The sequence below is a fragment of the Actinomadura geliboluensis genome, assembly GCF_005889745.1.
GTDB lineage: Bacteria > Actinomycetota > Actinomycetes > Streptosporangiales > Streptosporangiaceae > Spirillospora > Spirillospora geliboluensis.
On the sequence record NZ_VCKZ01000201.1, the window covers coordinates 1 to 16,118 of the forward strand.

The window sequence follows — 16,118 nt, forward strand, 5'->3', positions numbered from 1 at the left end:
CCACCGGCACCGCCCGTCCAGCAACCCCGTAAGCCCCGCTCGACCCCCACCGGCAAGGACGGCAAACGCGACCTACCGCGCATCCCCGCAGCGGCGATGCGCGTGACAGTGCTGATCCCGGCGCACAACGAGGCCAAGCAGATCACCGAGACGATCGCGTCGCTGCGCCGCCAGGAACGCCCGCCGGACCACATCATCGTGATCGCCGACAACTGCACCGACGCCACCGCCGCGTTCGCGCAACTCTGCGGCGTCGAGATCGTCGGCACGCGCGGCAACAAGCACAAGAAGGCCGGCGCGCTGAACCAGGTCCTGGACCAGCTGCTCCCGATCTTCGGCCCGGAAGACGCCATCATGGTCATGGACGCCGACTCGGCCCTCGACCCCGGCTTCATCCGGCACGGCATCGACTACCTGGCCGACGGCCGCTACGCCGCCGTCGGCGGCACGTTCACCGGCAAGCCCGGCGGCGGCGCGGTCGGCATGTTCCAGCGCAACGAGTACGCCCGCTACGCGCGCGACGTCCGGCGCCTCCAGGGCAAGGCCCTCGTCCTGACCGGCACCGCGACCATCTTCCGCGCCACGACCCTCCAGGAAGTCGTCGCGGCCCGCCGCTCCGAACGCCTCCCCGGCCTGCCCCACGTGTACGACGTCCGGGTCCTGACCGAGGACAACGAGCTGACCCTGGCGATCCTCCACCTGGGCTTCCGCATCCTGTGCCCGCCGGAATGCACCCTCACCACCGAGGTCATGCCCACCTGGCGCGAACTGGCCCAGCAGCGCCTCCGCTGGAAGCGCGGCGCCCTGGAGAACCTCCTCGACTACGGCTGGACGCCCATCACCCGCCCGTACTGGGGACGCCAACTCCTCTCCCTGATCGGCATCCTGGTGATCACCGCCTACCTCTCCTCGCTCGCCTACTCGGCGATCTGGCTGGGCGGCATCCAGATCAGCCCGATCTGGGCCGGCGTCACCGTGATCTTCATGGTGGAGCGCGTGGTCACCGTCCGGCAGCGCGGCAAGGTCCAGATGGCCCTCGCCGGCACCATCGTCGTCGAAATGATCTTCGACGTCTTCCTCCAGATCGTCCAGGCCCGTGCCTTCTGGCAGGCCGCCTGGCGCAAAGAAAGGAAATGGTAGATGTACAACACACCCCCCATCGGCGGCGTGGCCGCGGGTTTCGGCGGGGCCACCGCGGCCTCCCCGTGGCTCGGCGTGCAGGCCCTCTGGATCGGCCTGGCCCTGTTCACCCTGGTCTCCGCCGGCCTCGCCGTGAAGCGGATCCTTCCCGCCCGCAAGGGCTGACCCCTGGAAGGCCGGGGCCCCGCCCCCGGCCTTCCGTCGACCAACTAGATTCCCGCCGTGAACGGGATCACGGGCACCATCCTCAGCGCCTGCGGCATGTTCGCCGGCACGAACGTGGACGACCTGATCGTCCTGACGATCCTCTTCCCGGCCGCCCACGCGACCGGCCGTCCATGGCACATCTGGGCAGGCCAGTACATAGGCATCGCTGCCCTCATCGTCATCTCGGTAACAGCCGCACTCGGCCTGACGATCGTCCCCGACGAGCATGTCAACCTCCTCGGCCTGATCCCCATAGCCCTGGGCATCCGAGCCCTGATCACGGCCTTCCGCTCCCCTTCGGACGCCGCACCCCCAATGGCCTCCGGCCCAATCTCCATCGCCGCCCTGACAATCGCCAACGGCGCCGACAACATCGCGGTCTACACCCCGGTCTTCCGCACCATCGGCCCCGCCTCCACCCTCATAACCATCACCGTCTTCGCCCTGGGCGTGGCCCTATGGTGCTGGACGGCCTCCCGCCTCGCCTCCCACAAAAAACTGATCGCCCTGATCGACCGCTACGGCCACTGGCTGGTCCCTGCCGTCTTCATCACCATCGGCGCTTTGATCCTCGCCAGCACCCTCTAGCCACACCGAACCTCAACGCTTGCGCAAGCCCCGCCCAGGCTCCGACTGATCCCGCCCCTCTACTCGCCAGCAAGAGGATGACCAGTCGCCTCCGACTCCCACTGAACTCCCCGCCGACCTGCCCCCGCCTGGACATACTTGGCTTCTACCGGGTGGCATGATCGGTGTCGTGTTGGTCATCCAACGGGTTCGCATCGTCTGGACCGCACGGGGCAGAGGCGCGCTGAGGCGACCGTACGCGGCCGACTCCCCAAGGCATTCCCGCTTCCCGACAGTGACGGCAGCGGGGAAGTACTTGTGCACGAGGTCTGGATGGAAGAGGCCGATGGGTACGTCCCGTCCGAAGAACTCCACACCCACAGCAATCTCTCTGGAGTGGACTGGCTCAGCCTGAAACGCGAACCGAGCGGCGCGATACGAATTGAGCGCAGTCCGGTTTGGGCCTCCTACCCTGTGACCAGACGGATGCTCCACCTGGGAACCCTCTCTCCTGGCCAAAGCGCGCGGTACCGGGCCAACTTCCGGCTCTCTGGCTATTCAATGAGCTGGACCTATTACGACTGGGCAGTCAGCATTGCCCACGAAGCGCCTCAGAGCACGATGTTCCTCAATCGCCGACACAACTTCGAACGCGACGACAGGGTCTCCCTCTACGGCAAGCCTGCCCACCGGTGAACTTCTGCCCCTAGCAAGTTCAGAGTCGTCCAAGCCCGCCCCTACAAGTCCCCTGAACAGCGCCGCGATGCCGACGAAGGCCAAGAGGTGCTCGGCCTTGCGCTCATAGCGGCGGTGCAGCCGACGACAGCGGTTCATCCACAACACCGTGCACTCGACCACCTACCGGTGCCGACCGAGCATGTCGTGGGTGTTGGCCGCTGAGACTCCGACGAAGATAGGCAAACCGGCACGGTCGGTGAGCACGTGGATCTCCGACCCGGGCTTGCCGCAGTCGACACGCTTCGGGCCTGTCAGTCCCCCTTTGCTGGAGCGGACGCTGACCGAGTCGATCGCGCACCACGACCAGTCCAGCTCACCGGCCACGCCGAACTCGTCCACCAGGACCCGGTGCAACTTGGCCCGCACCCGCGCCGCACTCGACTCGGCGAACCCTTGGTGCACCGTCTGCCACGACGGCGCGGACGGGACCACCGGCTGGAACAACTCCCACAACTCGTCCGGCACCGGCCGTTCATCAAGGCTCAGCGCGCCTGGCCCAACAATTCATCACCAATCAAGACACGACCTTAGAAGCTGCCCAAAAAACCACATAGTAGACATTCTCAGTTCAATTGGAGCACTAAAGACGCAGCCGTTGCCCCACGTGATCCGCTTTACAGATCCGAGAACATCCTTGCCGGACGTTTCGCAATGCCCGCCGATCACTATTCCCATTATTTGCAACCAGAGTTGCATGTGCCGTGTCCTATCAGGGCAGCGTGATCAAGAAAAGCGATGCCGGACACGTCCGGCAAACGCGGAGAGATCACTTGTTCGAAGGAGAACGGATGAGGAGAAGTGCGCGTACCGGATTGGCGGTCGCGGTGGCCGGGGCGGCGGGCGGCCTGACCATGCTGGGCGGCGCTGCCGCCGCCCAGGCGGCGATCACCGCCACATCGCCAGAAGGGCCGCCCGCCGCCGGCGACATCTGCCGTTACGAGGTCACCGCGCGGCACGGGCTCAGGGTTCACGAGACGCCGCGAGGCAAGGTGATCCCCCCGGCACTCAAGTTCCGCACGCGCGTCGACGCGGACTGCAAGGCGAGCCACGGCGGCTGGGTCGAACTGCACGGAGGTGTGCCGGTGTCCCAGCGCCATGGCTGGGTCTTCGCGAAGTACCTGAAGCGGATCAAGCCCGCTGGCGGAGTCTCCGCCGGCGGCGGCGGCACTTCCGTGGCGGCGAACTCGGCACTGGGCGGTGTCGGCATCGGCGTGCTCGCCCTCGGCGCGGGCGCCGCGATCTCCGCGCGACGCCGCCAGGTGAAGAACGTCGCCTGAGCTGCGGAGCGAACTGTTCGGCGGTCGGTCGCCCCACCCAGGGTGGCGACCGACCGCCGTCCCCTTCCGACCGCCGGCCTGAGCAATAACATGCCGAATTCGAGATGAACAAATTTCGACCTTTCGTCAATGAGCATGAACACGAGAATTGTGGCGCTATCGACTCAGGGGGGTTATTACTTTGAGGGAGAGATGGAGATGAGAACGTGCATCGGCACGGTGCCCGGGCCGACGGGGGCCGGGAGCGGACTGATCGCCGCATCGCGCTGGGCGGCGGGTCCTCTGCAGCGCAATGAATCTGGGCTAGCCCATGAGTGAAGCTAAACGACGCGGCCTATCGGTCCGTCTGCAGTACTGGCTGGCCGGCGTGATCACCTTGGCGGGCGTCGCCCTATGTGTCGTCGGGTTTCGGCTGAACGCCCCAGACGCACCACCGCAACCACCCCAGTCGGTCGCGGAGATGCCCAAGGACTCGGCACCGAACCAGGTGCAGGCGCTTCCCGCGTCCATCCCGCAACAGATCAAGATTCCGTCCATCAAGGTCGACGCACCGGTCGTCCCGGTTGACGTCCAGCGGGACGGGACGCTCGGGGTACCACCGCTGAGCCGCGTCGACCAGGTCGGCTGGTACAGGTCCGGGCCAACGCCGGGCGAGAACGGCCGCAGCGTCCTGGTCGGCCATGTCGACTCCAAGAAGGAGCCGGGTGTCTTCTACAAACTGGGCGCGCTGCGCCAGGGACGCCTGATCGAGGTCGTCCGCAAGGACGGCACGACAGCGGCCTTCCACGTCGACGGCGTCAAGCGTGTCCCCAAGGACAAGTTCCCGACCGAGAGCGTCTACGGGGACGAAGGGAAACCGGAACTGCGTGTGGTCACCTGCGGCGGCAACTTCGACCGCAAGCGAGGACACTACGAGGACAACGTCATCGTCTACGCGTCCCTGATCCCCGGCCCCCGCGAACGCCAGGAATAGGGGCAACCCACTGCGCCAACGAGCCCTGCCACACCAAAGCAAGGCGGGCGCCACCCGTCCACCCCTGTTCCACAGCGCCCGACCAAGCACCCACCGGAGCACCGGCCCCAGCCCGAGTGCCCAGCAGGCCAGGGATGCCGCCCTGCGTTGGATCAAGGGGCGGCTAGAGCAAAGGGCTTCGGCACGTATTCGGTGCAGAAGGCCGTACCAAGCGCTTGGCGATCAGGGGGGGGAGGGTGCAACGAGAACAGCCCCTGACCGTGTTTGTGCTGGTCAGAGGCTGTTTCTGCTGGTGTGGCGGGTCCAGGATTCGAACCTGGGTAGGCTAAGCCGACGGATTTACAGAGAGACCACGTTAACCACGCTAGGGGCCCTCTGAGCTGCAAAAATAGTTAGAAGCGTGGATGTTTCACGCAGTTCTGTTCCGCGACTGTCCCGTAACCACGCTCGCCTTCGCGCTACTAGGCTCCACACGCACGGACTTAGGGCTGCATCGAGCTCACATGCACAAAGCTGCGATGGACGCCGTTCTCTGCAATTTGCCAGCCGGATGGCAGGATGCAGTCGCCAATGCGTACCCCCGAACTGGAGGCATCCGTGAAATCTACGTCCGCAGCTTGTGCATTTCCACTGAACTTTATCAGGCCCAAGAAATTCACACTTCGAAAGTTCCCTTTGCCAATGAATGTCGCATTGCCGAATCCTGCTCGCGCAGAAAACGTCGCCCCGGCAAAATTGGCCTCGTCAAAGTAGGCATTTTCATAGCGTGCGGCAACCATAAATTGGACACCGCCAAAAGCTGCCACTGCAAGGAACTTGCTTGCTCGAAAACTCGCTTGCCCCTCAAAGATGCCGCCCCCGAAGAGCGCTATGCCCACGAAGGTGCAGCCTTCATACGTGGCTCGACCGCCGAACTGAGCTCTCGTAAATACGGTACGACCATGGAACGTAGCCCCACGGAACTTCGCCCCTGCCAGAAATATGCACTCCAGGAAGTTGGCCACCCCATAGAACTCTGCAGCGCTAAAGATGGCCTCTGCTTCGAAAGAGGCATCTTCGAAGTCAGTGATGCCATAGAAGACACTTCCACTAAAGCGAGCCGAGTTCGCAAATGTCGCCGAGGTGAATTTTGCAAGCTTCTTGAAATCGCTACTGGAGAACGTGACGCTTCGCGCGAATGAGGCTCCAGTGAAAGTGGCCCGCTCCATGAAAGTAACGTCTCGAAAGGCTGCTACGTCTTGAAATCTGGATTCACCAAAGCTTGCAGTCGATTCAAACCGGCACTTCGAAAAAGATGTCACACCCGAGAAGGCAGCCCCACGAAATGTGACAGGACCAGCGAAAACAGTGCCCGAGAATCGGCACTCGCCCTTGAAGGTAGCGTTTACGAAGCTTGCGGTGGCAATCTTTGCGCCATCGAGTCGGAAGTCGATTAGATGCGCACCGTTCAGAAAAATGGATATTTCGGGCCAGAAATCAGGGGAAGCTTCATCCTGATCATAACGCAGATGGCGCGTGAGAATATCCTGTGCGGTTAGCCGAACCTGCTCCTCCTCCTCCCATGAGTTTGGGTTCGCCGCTGGCGCGCTCTCGGGAAACCTCATACGCAGATAGGCGCAAAGGACGCTAACGATAGTTTGACGGTATTCTTCATGATTTTGAGCAAGTCGCTCAAGTGCATAAAGACCCGCTAGGCGCACTGCGGCCTTTTCGTTTCCAAGTTGACCTGCCGCACTAGCATAAAGTTCCGTTACGCGACGTTCCGTGGCGTCGTACTGCGTTAACTGTGCGATCTCACGCTCGTGGATATGAGTACGTTCTTGAAGCCACTGTCTGCGCGTCGCAATGAGAAGAGCAATAATTCCGCCAGCACCTGCCCCAACGGTGAGCCCGGTCTTAATAGCATCTAGCTTTCGCCCGGGATCATCACCTGCGATTGACAGGAGCCACGAAGTCACTAGCCAGGCTGAGAGGGCAGCAATGAATACTCCTGCAACCACCCATCGCCAAGAGATCGTTTTCAACTGGCCAAATTTTCTGACTCTGGCCGCCCTGTTCGACATTACAACAATACCCAAGAGTCCGACCGCAGACCCAGTTATCGCGATTATTATCTTCCCGGACGCGAGAGATAGATATCGAGTTATGGCGCCATAGAAGGTGGCTATGGTTACTGCGCTTAAGGATCCAAATCCGATAACGATCAACGCCAACGCGAAGTACAGGATACCCCTTGGGTTCTTGTCCATACGGGTATGGTACACGCCCGTTTGGGAGTAGCTTTGCCGATTCGCCTGTCTAGTTGTTCTGACGGACTAAAGAAGCACACGCACGCCTTTCGCTGCAACGCTTCGGAACCATCAGGAAGGCCCCTTGACTTTGGATGTTGAGTATCTTACGGCAGCGACAAAGGGGCCTTGGGCATATGCGCCCAAGGCCCCGAACCATCCAGATGAACTACATACCAAGGTAATGGAACGTCGGCTTCGGATGCATTAGAAAGTCGTGGTGGGAGATGTTCCAGGCGTAGGCACCGGACATGGAGAAGGCGACTAGATCGCCGACTGCGATGCGGTTCGTGGGGACCTCGCGGGCGAAGACATCCTTTGGTGTGCAGAGTTGGCCGACAAGGGTTACGGGTTCGCCAGCGACGGCAGGGCCGTCGCCGTTGCCGGCGAGGACGGTGAACGGGTGGTTGTGTTGCTTGGTGACCGGTGTGCGGATGTGCATGGTGCCGCCGCGTAGGACGGCGTACCACTGGCCGTGTGCCTTCTTCACGTCCAGTACCTCGGTGACGTACCACCCGGCGTAGACGCTGATGGAGCGGCCCGGTTCGATGCGCAGCGTTTCGCCCGGCCCGGCGAGCGCGGCGACGTCGGCACCGTACCGCTTCCAGTCGAATCGGGTCTCGGGCGTCGAGTAGCTGACGCCCATGCCGCCGCCGAGGTTGAACTCACGCGGTCCGGTGTGGCCGATCCTGTCGAGCCAGGCGCGGCCCCACGCGAGGATCTCGGCGGACTGGGCAACCATGGCGGATGCGTCCAGCCCGGACGCCAGGTGCGCGTGAATGCCGCGTAGGCGCACTTGCGGCGAGGCCGTCAGGATGTCGGTGCAGGACTCGATTAGCTCGGGGTCCATGCCGAAAGGGCCGCTCATGGCAAGCGCTACGCCGCTGCGGTCGCCGGCGAGGTTGACCCGTAGCAGGACATCGACCTCGCGTCCGGCCGTCTGGGCGATGTCGGCGAGGCGCGATAGCTCGTACGGGCTTTCGACGTGGATGCGCTCGACGTCGAGGGCGAGCGCCTGGCGGAGTTCGTCATCGGTCTTGCCGGGGCCACCGAACGCCAGGCGCGCCTCCGGCAGCGCCTCCCGGACGTGCGCCAGCTCGCCGCCAGACGCGACCTCGATGCCGTCCATGTACGGGGCGAGCGCTTGCAGGATCGGCGCGTCGGGGTTGGCCTTTGCGGCGTAGAAGATCTCCGGCGCACCGGGCGCCGAGAGCGCGGCCTTGACCTCGGCCGCATGCTCACGCAGCGCCGCGAGATCGTAGACGAACGCGGGTAGCTCACCCTTGCCGGCAAGGGTCTGGGCGTGGTCTTCCACTAGGCGCGTGATCATCGGGTGTGATCTCTCTGATTGTCAGGCGAGCGGGAACTCGTACTGGGCCGTCAGGTAGTGGGCGGGCGCCACGGTGACGGTTACCTCGACGGCCCGTCCCTCGGCGGTCATGCCGACGTGCATGATCTGGATGACCGTCCGCTCGGGACTGATCTCCAACGCCCGCGCCTCGGCATCGGTGGGCAGACGGCTCGGGATGATCCGCTCGCGCGCCGAGGTCTGCGGGTAGCCGAGTTCGACGAGCGCGCTCTTGACGCCGCCGACGATCACCGGGCCGTCTTCCTCCAGGACGGTGCCCTCGGCGATGTCGAGGGGGAACCAACTCTCGTTGAGCCGGACAGGAATGTCGCTTGCGAGGAGACGTCGGCGACGGACAAGGCAGTTCGCCTCGCCGGTCGGCACGCCGAGCAGCTCGGCGACGTCCGCCGGCGGTTCGGCGTGCTCGGTGGTGATCTCGTGCTTGGGCGCCAGACCGAGGGCGCGAACCTCGGCGTCGAACGCGCCGCGGGCACCCTGATTCTCACGCTTCGCCCGGTCGTAACGGGCAGGTGAGTGGAGCATCGGCGGAAGCCAGGTGACCATGGTGCCCCGTCCCTGCCGAGGACGGACCATGCCCTCGGCCGCGAGTACCTGCATTGCTCGGTTCACCAAGCTACGGGAAGCCCCGTACCGCTCGGCAAGCTCCGGCTCGGCCGGCAGGACGGATCCCGTGGGGTACCGGCCGTCGATGATTTCCTCACGGATTTTTGCGGCGATGTCGCGGAAGCCGTGGCGCTCCGATGTGGGCATCTACCTGCTCCTCTCCACTGTCGACCCGCTGTCTTAGGTCCACCTAACCAGAGTGAGCGCGAAACGCCAAACGATTGGCGCCTCTTGACATCCGCTCCGAGGTGAACACAATCGAGAGTACGTCAAACGCCAAACGTTTGGCGTCTCACTCGACCTGAGGAGTGTCCGGATGTTCCCGCAGAAGTCCAGCAGCATCCCGCAGTGGCTCGCCGGTATCGCGGTCGCCGTCTTCGCGATCAACAACCCGGAGAAGGCCGCTGCGCTGGTCAACCAGGTGATTCACGCGATCACGACGTTCTCGGGCTCGCTGGGCTGACCAGTGATGACCGCGACCTATCGCACGTCCGTGCGGCCCTCGGTGCCGAGCCACCAAGCACACCGCCGAGGGCCGCGCTCCGAACCGATCACGACTCGTATGGAGGACCGCATGTCCATCGCTCCGTCGTCTCTGTCGCTGGTGGAGCTGGTGACCGAACTGGGTGAGCGCGGTGAGTGCCGGCACGACCCGGACCTGCACATGGGCCCGGACGCGTTCGAGTCCGAGCCGATCGCCGAGCGGCTGGCCCGGCAGGACGTGGCCCGCGAGGTGTGCGAGGACTGCCCGGTGTGGGCTCTGTGCCTTGACTACGCGCTCCGGGTCCGCCCCGCGTTCGGCGTGTGGGCGGGCTACCTGCCCCGCGAGCTGGCCGCGCTCCGGCGCGAGGCGCGGACCCTGACCGCCGCGGACCTGGGCGAGGTGGCCTGATGTTCGGCGCCGACCCGATCGTGTTCCCCGCGGTGTTTGCCGCGCTGTACGCCGCGCACGAGGTGGGCGACCACTGGTTGCAGACGCACGGCCAAGCAGGCGGCAAGGACGCGGCCGGCTGGCCCGGCCGGATCCTGTGCGCCCGGCACGTGGCCACCCTGACCGCCCTCAAAACCGCCGCCGTCACGGTGGTGGCGCTGGTGCTGGCGCTGCCGGTCAACCCCTACGCCGCCGCTGCCGCGCTGGCGGTGGACGCGGTCTCGCACTACTGGGCCGACCGCCGTTCCACGCTGCTGGCGCTGGCCGACTGGCTCGGCCGCACCCTGGTGGCCGACAAGGGCGAGTTCGCCCGGCTCGGCGACGGCGCCGTCGCCCCGACCGGTACCGGCGCCTACGCCCTCGATCAGTCCTGGCACGTCGGCTGGCTGCTGGCCGCGTCGCTGCTGGCTTCGCTGGGGGTGGCGTGATGATCGCCGTCCTGGTTCTGCTGGCCGTGCTGGCCGCCGGGGTGTGCTGGGTGTGCGCTTCGCCGGTCCGGCTCGTGGTCGCCGGTGGGGTGCTGCTGGTGGCGCACCCGGCGCCGACGCTGGCCCTTACCGTGCTGGCCGTCGCCGTGGTCACGGTTGCCGCCGGTGTGCTGGTCTACCGGTCGCTGCGTGGTGGGGGCTGGCACCTGGTCACGGTGTGCCGCCCCGCGCTGGCCCCGGTGGTGGCTCCGGTTCTGGTTCCGGCGGGGGGTGTGGCGTGATGGCCCGCCGCCGTAGCTCCGCGCGGTTCTTCGACCCGACCGGTGCCCGACACGGGGTGCCCACGTGGCCGTGGCGGATGGCGCCGCCGCACCTGCGCACCCGCCGCCAGTTGGCCGCCGAGGGCCTGCGGCCCGGCGGTCAGGAGATCGCCGGTCAGGTGCTGTGGAACTCCCGTCGCGGTGGTGGCGGGGTGCGCGCCGCCTACCTGTACGACGTCCGCCTGGCGCTGCCCAAGCGGGTCCCGTCCGAGCGGCAGCGCGCGGCCCTGGGCAAGGCGCTGGCCGCGCGCCGGCACTGTCCGACCTGCGGACGCGACGCCGGATACGTGCTGCCGCGTCACCTCGGTGAGTGCCTGGCCTGCGCTGACGGCGTCACCGGAACGGAGGTGTGCGCGGCATGAACGCCACCACTCCCGCCCCGGTGCCCACCGCTGCCGTGCCGCGCCGGTTGCGTGCGGGCGCGGTCAAGCGGTGCCCGTCCTGCCGCACGCCGCTGGACGGCGGTCCGGTCCGCTTCCGCTGCGAGGCGTGCGCCCGGAAGGTGATGGCCGCCGACCTGGACACCGAGTACCACCCCACCGCCGACCGCCCCGCCGGCGGTTGCGCCGAGCCGCTCGGCGCGAACCCGGTCCGCACCGCCCTCGAAGGGAGGCACCCGAGGTGACCACGCTCAACCACCACCTGCCCGCGGCCCTCGGCACGCCCGCCACCACTGCCGCGCCCGCCCGTACCGTCACGCACCCAGCCGGCGCCGAGGGCGCGCCGCGCGGCACGTCGGGTCCGGCCGGACACGACGCCTCGCACGTCTCGGCGAGGGGGCGCGCGTTGACCAGTAGCGAGTTCACCGCGGTCGCCACGGTGGCGGCGCTGGTGGCCGTGCTGGGGCTGCTGGGGTTCGTCAACAGCTTCGCTGCCGTGGCGGAGGCGTCCCGTCCGTCGTTCGGGCGGTTGGCTTGGACGGTGCCGCTCGGCATCGACCTGGGCATTGCGATCTTCGCGGCCCTGGACATCGTTCTAGCGCGGCTGGACATGCGGATTCGTTGGCTGCGGTTCATCCCGTGGGGGCTGACCGCCGCGACCGTCTACCTCAACATCGCCGGTGAGCACGGTGTGTTCGGCAAGGTCGCGCATGCGGTGCTGCCCGCGCTGTGGGTCATCGCGGTGGAGATCGCCGCGCACGTGATCCGGATCCGCGCCGGCATCGCTGCGGGGACCCGCATGGACGGGATCCGCACCTCTCGGTGGATCCTGGCGCCCTGGCCCACGCTGAAGCTGTGGCGCCGCATGGTGCTGTGGGAGATCCGCTCCTACCCCGACGCCCTCAACCGCGAACGCGCCCGCGTCCTGGCGCTGACCGATCTGCAGGACACCTACGGCCGGTGGGCGTGGCGCCGCCACGCGCCCCGCCGGGTGCGGGCCCTGTACCGGCTCGGTGAACTCCCCACCGCCCTGACCGTTCAGGCCGCGCCCGGTGAGGGGACCGCCGAGCCGTCCGGCGGACGGCCGCTGGACGGTTCCGCCGCTGCGCCGGTGGACCGTCCCGCCCTGGACGCTGGACCGTCCCGCGCGCCGTCCCGGACGGCTCGGCGGACCGCTGCCGCCCGGTCCGGTGGACGCGGTCAAGGACGGTCCGCCGCCCGGTCCCGGACCCGCAGGGCCGCCGCGCCGGTCCCGGACGTGGACGAGTTGGTGCCGACCGGCCGCCGGATCGCCGCCGAGCTGGCTGCCGCCGGTGAACCGCTGACCCGCAACACGCTGGCCGCGCGGCTGCGCGAGGCCGGACACACCGCCGGTAACGCCCGCGTCGGCGCGCTGCTGGCCCGCCTGAAGACCGAACCCGCCAGCCCGACGTCCGCCGACCCGACCGCCGATCCGTCCGCCACTGTGCGCGCCGAGGACGACGCGCCGTCCGCCGCTGAGGGAGACACCCGGTCATGAGCTACAGCAAGTCCATGGGCGAGGTCGTGCGCCTGCCCGTCCGCACCAGCACCGCACCCACCGACACCCCGGCCGACACCGCACCCGATCCGCTGGCCGATGCCGAGTCGGCGCCCGCGCTGGACGCCCCGGCCGGCGCGCCGGACGGCGCCGAGGGCGCCGCCGCCGCGGCGGTGGTGGACATCGACACCTCCTTTGAGGTCCAGCTCGACCCCGGCGCCGACCCCGACGCCGAGGGCGAACCGGTCGATGACGGGATCGGGTACCTGCTGGACGACCCCGAGGGCGACGCCTACCCGGTCATCCCCGAGCACCTGCGCAGCCTGGCCGGTGTCGGTGAGGCGATCGCCCGGCACGCCCGCCGGATGGGGCACCGGATCGCCTTCCACGCGGTCCGCGCGCCCGGCTACGCCGTGCGGGCGGGGGTGTGGTCGGTGGTGGGGCTGTGGCGGCTGATCGACCGGCAGCTCAAATGGTGGTGGGTGTCGGAGAACGACTACCTGCGGTCGCTTGCGATCGCTCAGGGCGATTCGCGGGAGTGGTACAAGCTGCACCGCGAGGTGAAGGAGACCCGCCGCACCCGCGGCACGATCCTGGCCGGTCAGGCGGTCGGTGTGCTGGCCGCGGGGCTGGTGCTGGTTCAGGTGGCGCCGTGGTGGGGGTGGGCCGCCGTCGCCGCGGTGGGGGTGCCGTGGCTGGCGCACCTGGGCCGCCCCGAGGACCGGCCGATCATCGTCCCGGCGACGACCGTGCCGCGGTTCCGGCTGCTCAACCACGATGTGGTGCTGCGCGCCTACTACGCCGCCGGGCTGGGCCACCCCGAAAAGCCGGGCCAGCAGGTCACCTTTGAGACCACCATGTCCCGCACCCCGCAGGGCGAGGGGTCACAGGTCAAGGTGGTGCTGCCGCACGGCACAGGGTTCGGGGACGTGGTCAAGGCCAAGGACGACCTGGCTTCCGGCCTGGACGTCGCCCCGTCGCAGGTGTACCTGACCCATGACCCCACCAGCCACCGCCGCCACACCCTGACGGTGATGGACCGCGACCCGCTCGCCGTCCCGGCCGGCAAGACCCCGCTGCTGGACTGCAAGCCGCGCAACATCTGGCGCCCGGCACCGTTCGGGCTGGACGAGCACAGCCGCAAGGTCACCCTGGGCCTGCTGTGGAACTCGCTGCTGATCGGCGCGCAGCCCCGCAAGGGCAAGACGTTCGCCGCGCGGCTGCTGGCCCTGTACGCCGCCCTAGACCCCGCGGTGCGGCTGTCGGTGGTGGACGGCAAGAACTCCCCGGACTGGAACAAGTTCGCGCTGGTGGCCTACCACTTCATCCGCGGCACCGTACCCAACCGCGCCGGTGACCCCGTCCGCCAGCTCATCGACGCGCTCGCCGAGATCAAGCGGCACATCATCGACACCAACGACTTCCTGTCCACCCTGCCGCCCGAGGAGTGCCCCGAGGGCAAGCTCACCGAGGAACTGTGCCGCCGCTACCCCAAGCGGCTGTTCATCTGGATGCTGGTCATGGAGGAGTTCCAAAACTACTTCGAGCTTCCCGACCAGGACGACAACAAGCAGGTCGCCGAACTGCTGTCGTTCATCCTGGCTGTGGGGCCGTCCTCCGGGGTGATCCTGCTGTCGTCCTCGCAGAAGCCGTCCGGGGTCGGCGCCGGCGACGTGCAACGGCTGTTCAACCGGTACCGCGACAACCACGCCGTGCGGTTCGCGCTGCGGTGCGGCAACCGCAACGTCTCCGACGCCATCCTGGGCGGGGACGCCTACTCCGAGGGGTTCGACGCCTCCGCGCTCCCGGTCGGCAAGCAGTATCTCGGTGTCGGGTACCTGTACGGCGCGGCCGACGAAACCCCCACCGTCCGCACCCATCTGGCCGATCACGGCGACGCCGAGAAGATCCTGACCGCCGCCCGCACCTACCGCGAGCGCGCCGGAACCCTGACCGGCTACGCCGCCGGCGAGGACACCGGCACCCCCGACCGCGACGTCCTCGCCGACGTGCTCGCGGTGTTCGGCGCCGACCCCGGCCTGCACTGGACAGAACTCGCCGACCGCCTCGCCGACCAGTTCCCCGACCGGTGGGCCGACGCCACCCCCGACGCCGTCTCCGCGCAATGCCGCGACCTCGGCGTGCCGAGCGTGAACGTCAAACGCGCCGGCGTCACCGTCCGCGGCTGCCGCAAGAACGCCGTCCAGGCCGCCGCCGACGCCACCGCCACCGGCTGACCCGAGCCGCTCCGGCTCCGCTACCCGGTAGCGGCGCCGCTACCGCACCGACCTGCACAAACACCCGCGGCCGCTACCCGCCGCTACCCGCACACCCGCCCTGACCTGCGCGGTAACGGGTAGCGGCACCCGGCCCCACACCCACGACATGAGGACCCCATGGCCCTGAAGATCCAGGTACTCAAGCGCCGGCGCGGCAAGACCCGCATCAAGCCCCGCGTCACGGCGACGTGCCGCACCTGCGGCAAGCCCCGAGGTCTCAACCACACGTGCAAGATCGCCACCGACTTCAAGAAGCGCAAGGCCGCCGCCGCACGCCGCGCCGCCGCCGACCGCAAGCGCCAGCAGGCCGCCCGCCGCAAGGCCGCCGCCGCGGCCCGCCGCCAGAACACCCCCAACCGACCCGGCGCGCCGTCCAAGTCCGCCGGCACGCCCACGGCCGCAAAGCCCGGCGCGGGCAAGACCGGCGCCGCGCACGACTACCACACCTGTAAGGACAACGACTGCCGCCGGTTCGCGTGCATCGCCTGGAAAGAAGCGTTCGCCGAGGGCGCCATCGAGGGCTACCGGGACGGCTACCGGGAGGGCTCCAGCGACGGGTACCGGCGCGGCTGGAACGTCGGCTACGACGCCGGACTAGCCGCCTGCCCCCGCCCGCACCAGTAAGGAGACACACCCGCGATGGCAACCCTGATCCTGCTCGGCATGGCCGCGGCCCTGGTGTGGGCGGTCAGCGTCTACACCTACCCGTTCCGCCCCTGCCGCCGCTGCCAGGGAACCGGCCGCAAACCCGGCAGCACCCGCCGCCGGTTCGGCCCCTGCAACCGCTGCGGAGGAACCGGCCGCACCCAACGCACCGGATCCCGCACCGCCCACCGCACCGTGCTGTCCGTCCGCTCCGAACTGGCCAAGGAACGCCAGCGCAAACGCGACCGTCGCGCCGCCGACCGCGGCACCCACCCGCGCCGCCTCGAAGACCGCTAGCCAGCCCGCCGACCACCGGAGGAGGACGTCAAGCGGCCCCCGGCGCCAAGCCACCAAGCACACCGCCGAGGGCCGCACCCCAACCGATCACAGAGCCCGAACCGGCCCGAAGACCCGCCGAGCCCCTGGAAGAGGCACACCCATCATGACACCGCCG

General features: G+C 67.8%; 19 protein-coding genes and 1 pseudogene. 16 read left to right on the forward strand and 4 right to left on the reverse strand.

Annotated elements, in window-relative coordinates; translation table 11 throughout:
- The 4 genes from ETD96_RS24940 to ETD96_RS45020 all read left to right on the forward strand — a co-directional run.
- The coding region (locus tag ETD96_RS24940; protein ID WP_205719449.1) for a glycosyltransferase family 2 protein at positions 1 to 1,140 on the forward strand (1,140 nt) is incomplete at its 5' end.
- Positions 1,141 to 1,305: a hypothetical protein gene (locus ETD96_RS45015; RefSeq protein ID WP_171069216.1), complete on the forward strand. Its 165-nt coding sequence runs from the start codon at positions 1,141 to 1,143 to the stop codon at positions 1,303 to 1,305.
- A 57-nt stretch (positions 1,306 to 1,362) separates the two neighbouring features.
- Positions 1,363 to 1,935, forward strand: a complete 573-nt coding sequence (locus tag ETD96_RS24945) for a cadmium resistance transporter (RefSeq protein WP_240808156.1) — start codon at positions 1,363 to 1,365, stop codon at positions 1,933 to 1,935.
- Positions 1,936 to 2,232: 297 nt separating this feature from the next.
- Complete coding sequence (locus ETD96_RS45020; RefSeq protein WP_171069214.1) at positions 2,233 to 2,610, forward strand: hypothetical protein; 378 nt, start codon at positions 2,233 to 2,235, stop codon at positions 2,608 to 2,610.
- 63 nt (positions 2,611 to 2,673) lie between these two features.
- On the opposite strand, the pseudogene ETD96_RS24950 reads toward ETD96_RS45020, so the two are convergent.
- Positions 2,674 to 3,138 (reverse strand): annotated as a pseudogene (locus ETD96_RS24950) (transposase family protein); the annotation flags it as partial.
- A gap of 215 nt (positions 3,139 to 3,353) precedes the next feature.
- On the opposite strand from ETD96_RS24950, the gene ETD96_RS24955 reads away from it, so the two are divergent.
- Entirely contained in the window at positions 3,354 to 3,929 is a 576-nt protein-coding gene (locus tag ETD96_RS24955) for a hypothetical protein (protein ID WP_138638911.1), read from the forward strand.
- A 460-nt stretch (positions 3,930 to 4,389) separates the two neighbouring features.
- The gene (locus ETD96_RS24960) at positions 4,390 to 4,902 is read left to right on the forward strand and encodes a class F sortase (protein WP_171069217.1); all 513 of its coding nucleotides are present in this window, start codon (positions 4,390 to 4,392) and stop codon (positions 4,900 to 4,902) included.
- Positions 4,903 to 5,384: 482 nt separating this feature from the next.
- Here the strand turns inward: ETD96_RS24960 and ETD96_RS24965 are convergent, their stop codons facing one another.
- From ETD96_RS24965 to ETD96_RS24975, 3 genes are all read right to left on the reverse strand, one after another.
- Positions 5,385 to 7,151 (reverse strand): pentapeptide repeat-containing protein, encoded by a 1,767-nt coding sequence (locus ETD96_RS24965; protein ID WP_138638913.1) that lies wholly within the window; start codon positions 7,149 to 7,151, stop codon positions 5,385 to 5,387.
- Between the two features lie 208 nt (positions 7,152 to 7,359).
- A complete protein-coding gene (locus ETD96_RS24970; RefSeq protein WP_138638914.1) occupies positions 7,360 to 8,520 on the reverse strand; it encodes a type III PLP-dependent enzyme in 1,161 nt (386 codons plus the stop codon).
- Between the two features lie 21 nt (positions 8,521 to 8,541).
- On the reverse strand, positions 8,542 to 9,309 hold the full coding sequence (locus tag ETD96_RS24975) for a GntR family transcriptional regulator (RefSeq protein WP_138638915.1): 768 nt from the start codon (positions 9,307 to 9,309) through the stop codon (positions 8,542 to 8,544).
- Positions 9,310 to 9,478: 169 nt separating this feature from the next.
- Between ETD96_RS24975 and ETD96_RS45025 the strand changes: the two genes are divergently transcribed.
- The 10 genes from ETD96_RS45025 to ETD96_RS25015 all read left to right on the forward strand — a co-directional run bounded on the left by ETD96_RS45025 (position 9,479) and on the right by ETD96_RS25015 (position 15,961).
- Positions 9,479 to 9,625, forward strand: a complete 147-nt coding sequence (locus ETD96_RS45025) for a hypothetical protein (RefSeq protein WP_171069218.1) — start codon at positions 9,479 to 9,481, stop codon at positions 9,623 to 9,625.
- A gap of 111 nt (positions 9,626 to 9,736) precedes the next feature.
- Positions 9,737 to 10,054, forward strand: coding sequence for a WhiB family transcriptional regulator (locus ETD96_RS24980; RefSeq protein ID WP_171069219.1), 318 nt, complete (start codon positions 9,737 to 9,739; stop codon positions 10,052 to 10,054).
- The gene (locus ETD96_RS24985; RefSeq protein WP_138638917.1) at positions 10,054 to 10,521 is read left to right on the forward strand and encodes a DUF3307 domain-containing protein; all 468 of its coding nucleotides are present in this window, start codon (positions 10,054 to 10,056) and stop codon (positions 10,519 to 10,521) included. Before ETD96_RS24980 ends, ETD96_RS24985 begins: the two co-directional genes overlap by 1 nt.
- On the forward strand, positions 10,521 to 10,802 hold the full coding sequence (locus ETD96_RS24990) for a hypothetical protein (protein WP_138638918.1): 282 nt from the start codon (positions 10,521 to 10,523) through the stop codon (positions 10,800 to 10,802). Before ETD96_RS24985 ends, ETD96_RS24990 begins: the two co-directional genes overlap by 1 nt.
- Positions 10,802 to 11,203: an RRQRL motif-containing zinc-binding protein gene (locus ETD96_RS24995; protein ID WP_138638919.1), complete on the forward strand. Its 402-nt coding sequence runs from the start codon at positions 10,802 to 10,804 to the stop codon at positions 11,201 to 11,203. Before ETD96_RS24990 ends, ETD96_RS24995 begins: the two co-directional genes overlap by 1 nt.
- Positions 11,200 to 11,466, forward strand: coding sequence for a hypothetical protein (locus tag ETD96_RS45030; RefSeq protein WP_171069215.1), 267 nt, complete (start codon positions 11,200 to 11,202; stop codon positions 11,464 to 11,466). The genes ETD96_RS24995 and ETD96_RS45030 overlap by 4 nt, the downstream gene beginning before the upstream one ends.
- Positions 11,463 to 12,740, forward strand: a complete 1,278-nt coding sequence (locus ETD96_RS25000) for a DUF2637 domain-containing protein (RefSeq protein WP_171069220.1) — start codon at positions 11,463 to 11,465, stop codon at positions 12,738 to 12,740. Before ETD96_RS45030 ends, ETD96_RS25000 begins: the two co-directional genes overlap by 4 nt.
- Complete coding sequence (locus tag ETD96_RS45035) at positions 12,737 to 14,977, forward strand: cell division protein FtsK (protein WP_171069221.1); 2,241 nt, start codon at positions 12,737 to 12,739, stop codon at positions 14,975 to 14,977. Before ETD96_RS25000 ends, ETD96_RS45035 begins: the two co-directional genes overlap by 4 nt.
- Positions 14,978 to 15,136: 159 nt before the next feature.
- Positions 15,137 to 15,643: a hypothetical protein gene (locus ETD96_RS25010; RefSeq protein ID WP_138638921.1), complete on the forward strand. Its 507-nt coding sequence runs from the start codon at positions 15,137 to 15,139 to the stop codon at positions 15,641 to 15,643.
- A gap of 15 nt (positions 15,644 to 15,658) precedes the next feature.
- Complete coding sequence (locus ETD96_RS25015) at positions 15,659 to 15,961, forward strand: hypothetical protein (protein WP_138638922.1); 303 nt, start codon at positions 15,659 to 15,661, stop codon at positions 15,959 to 15,961.
- The last annotated feature ends 157 nt before the right edge of the window (positions 15,962 to 16,118 follow it).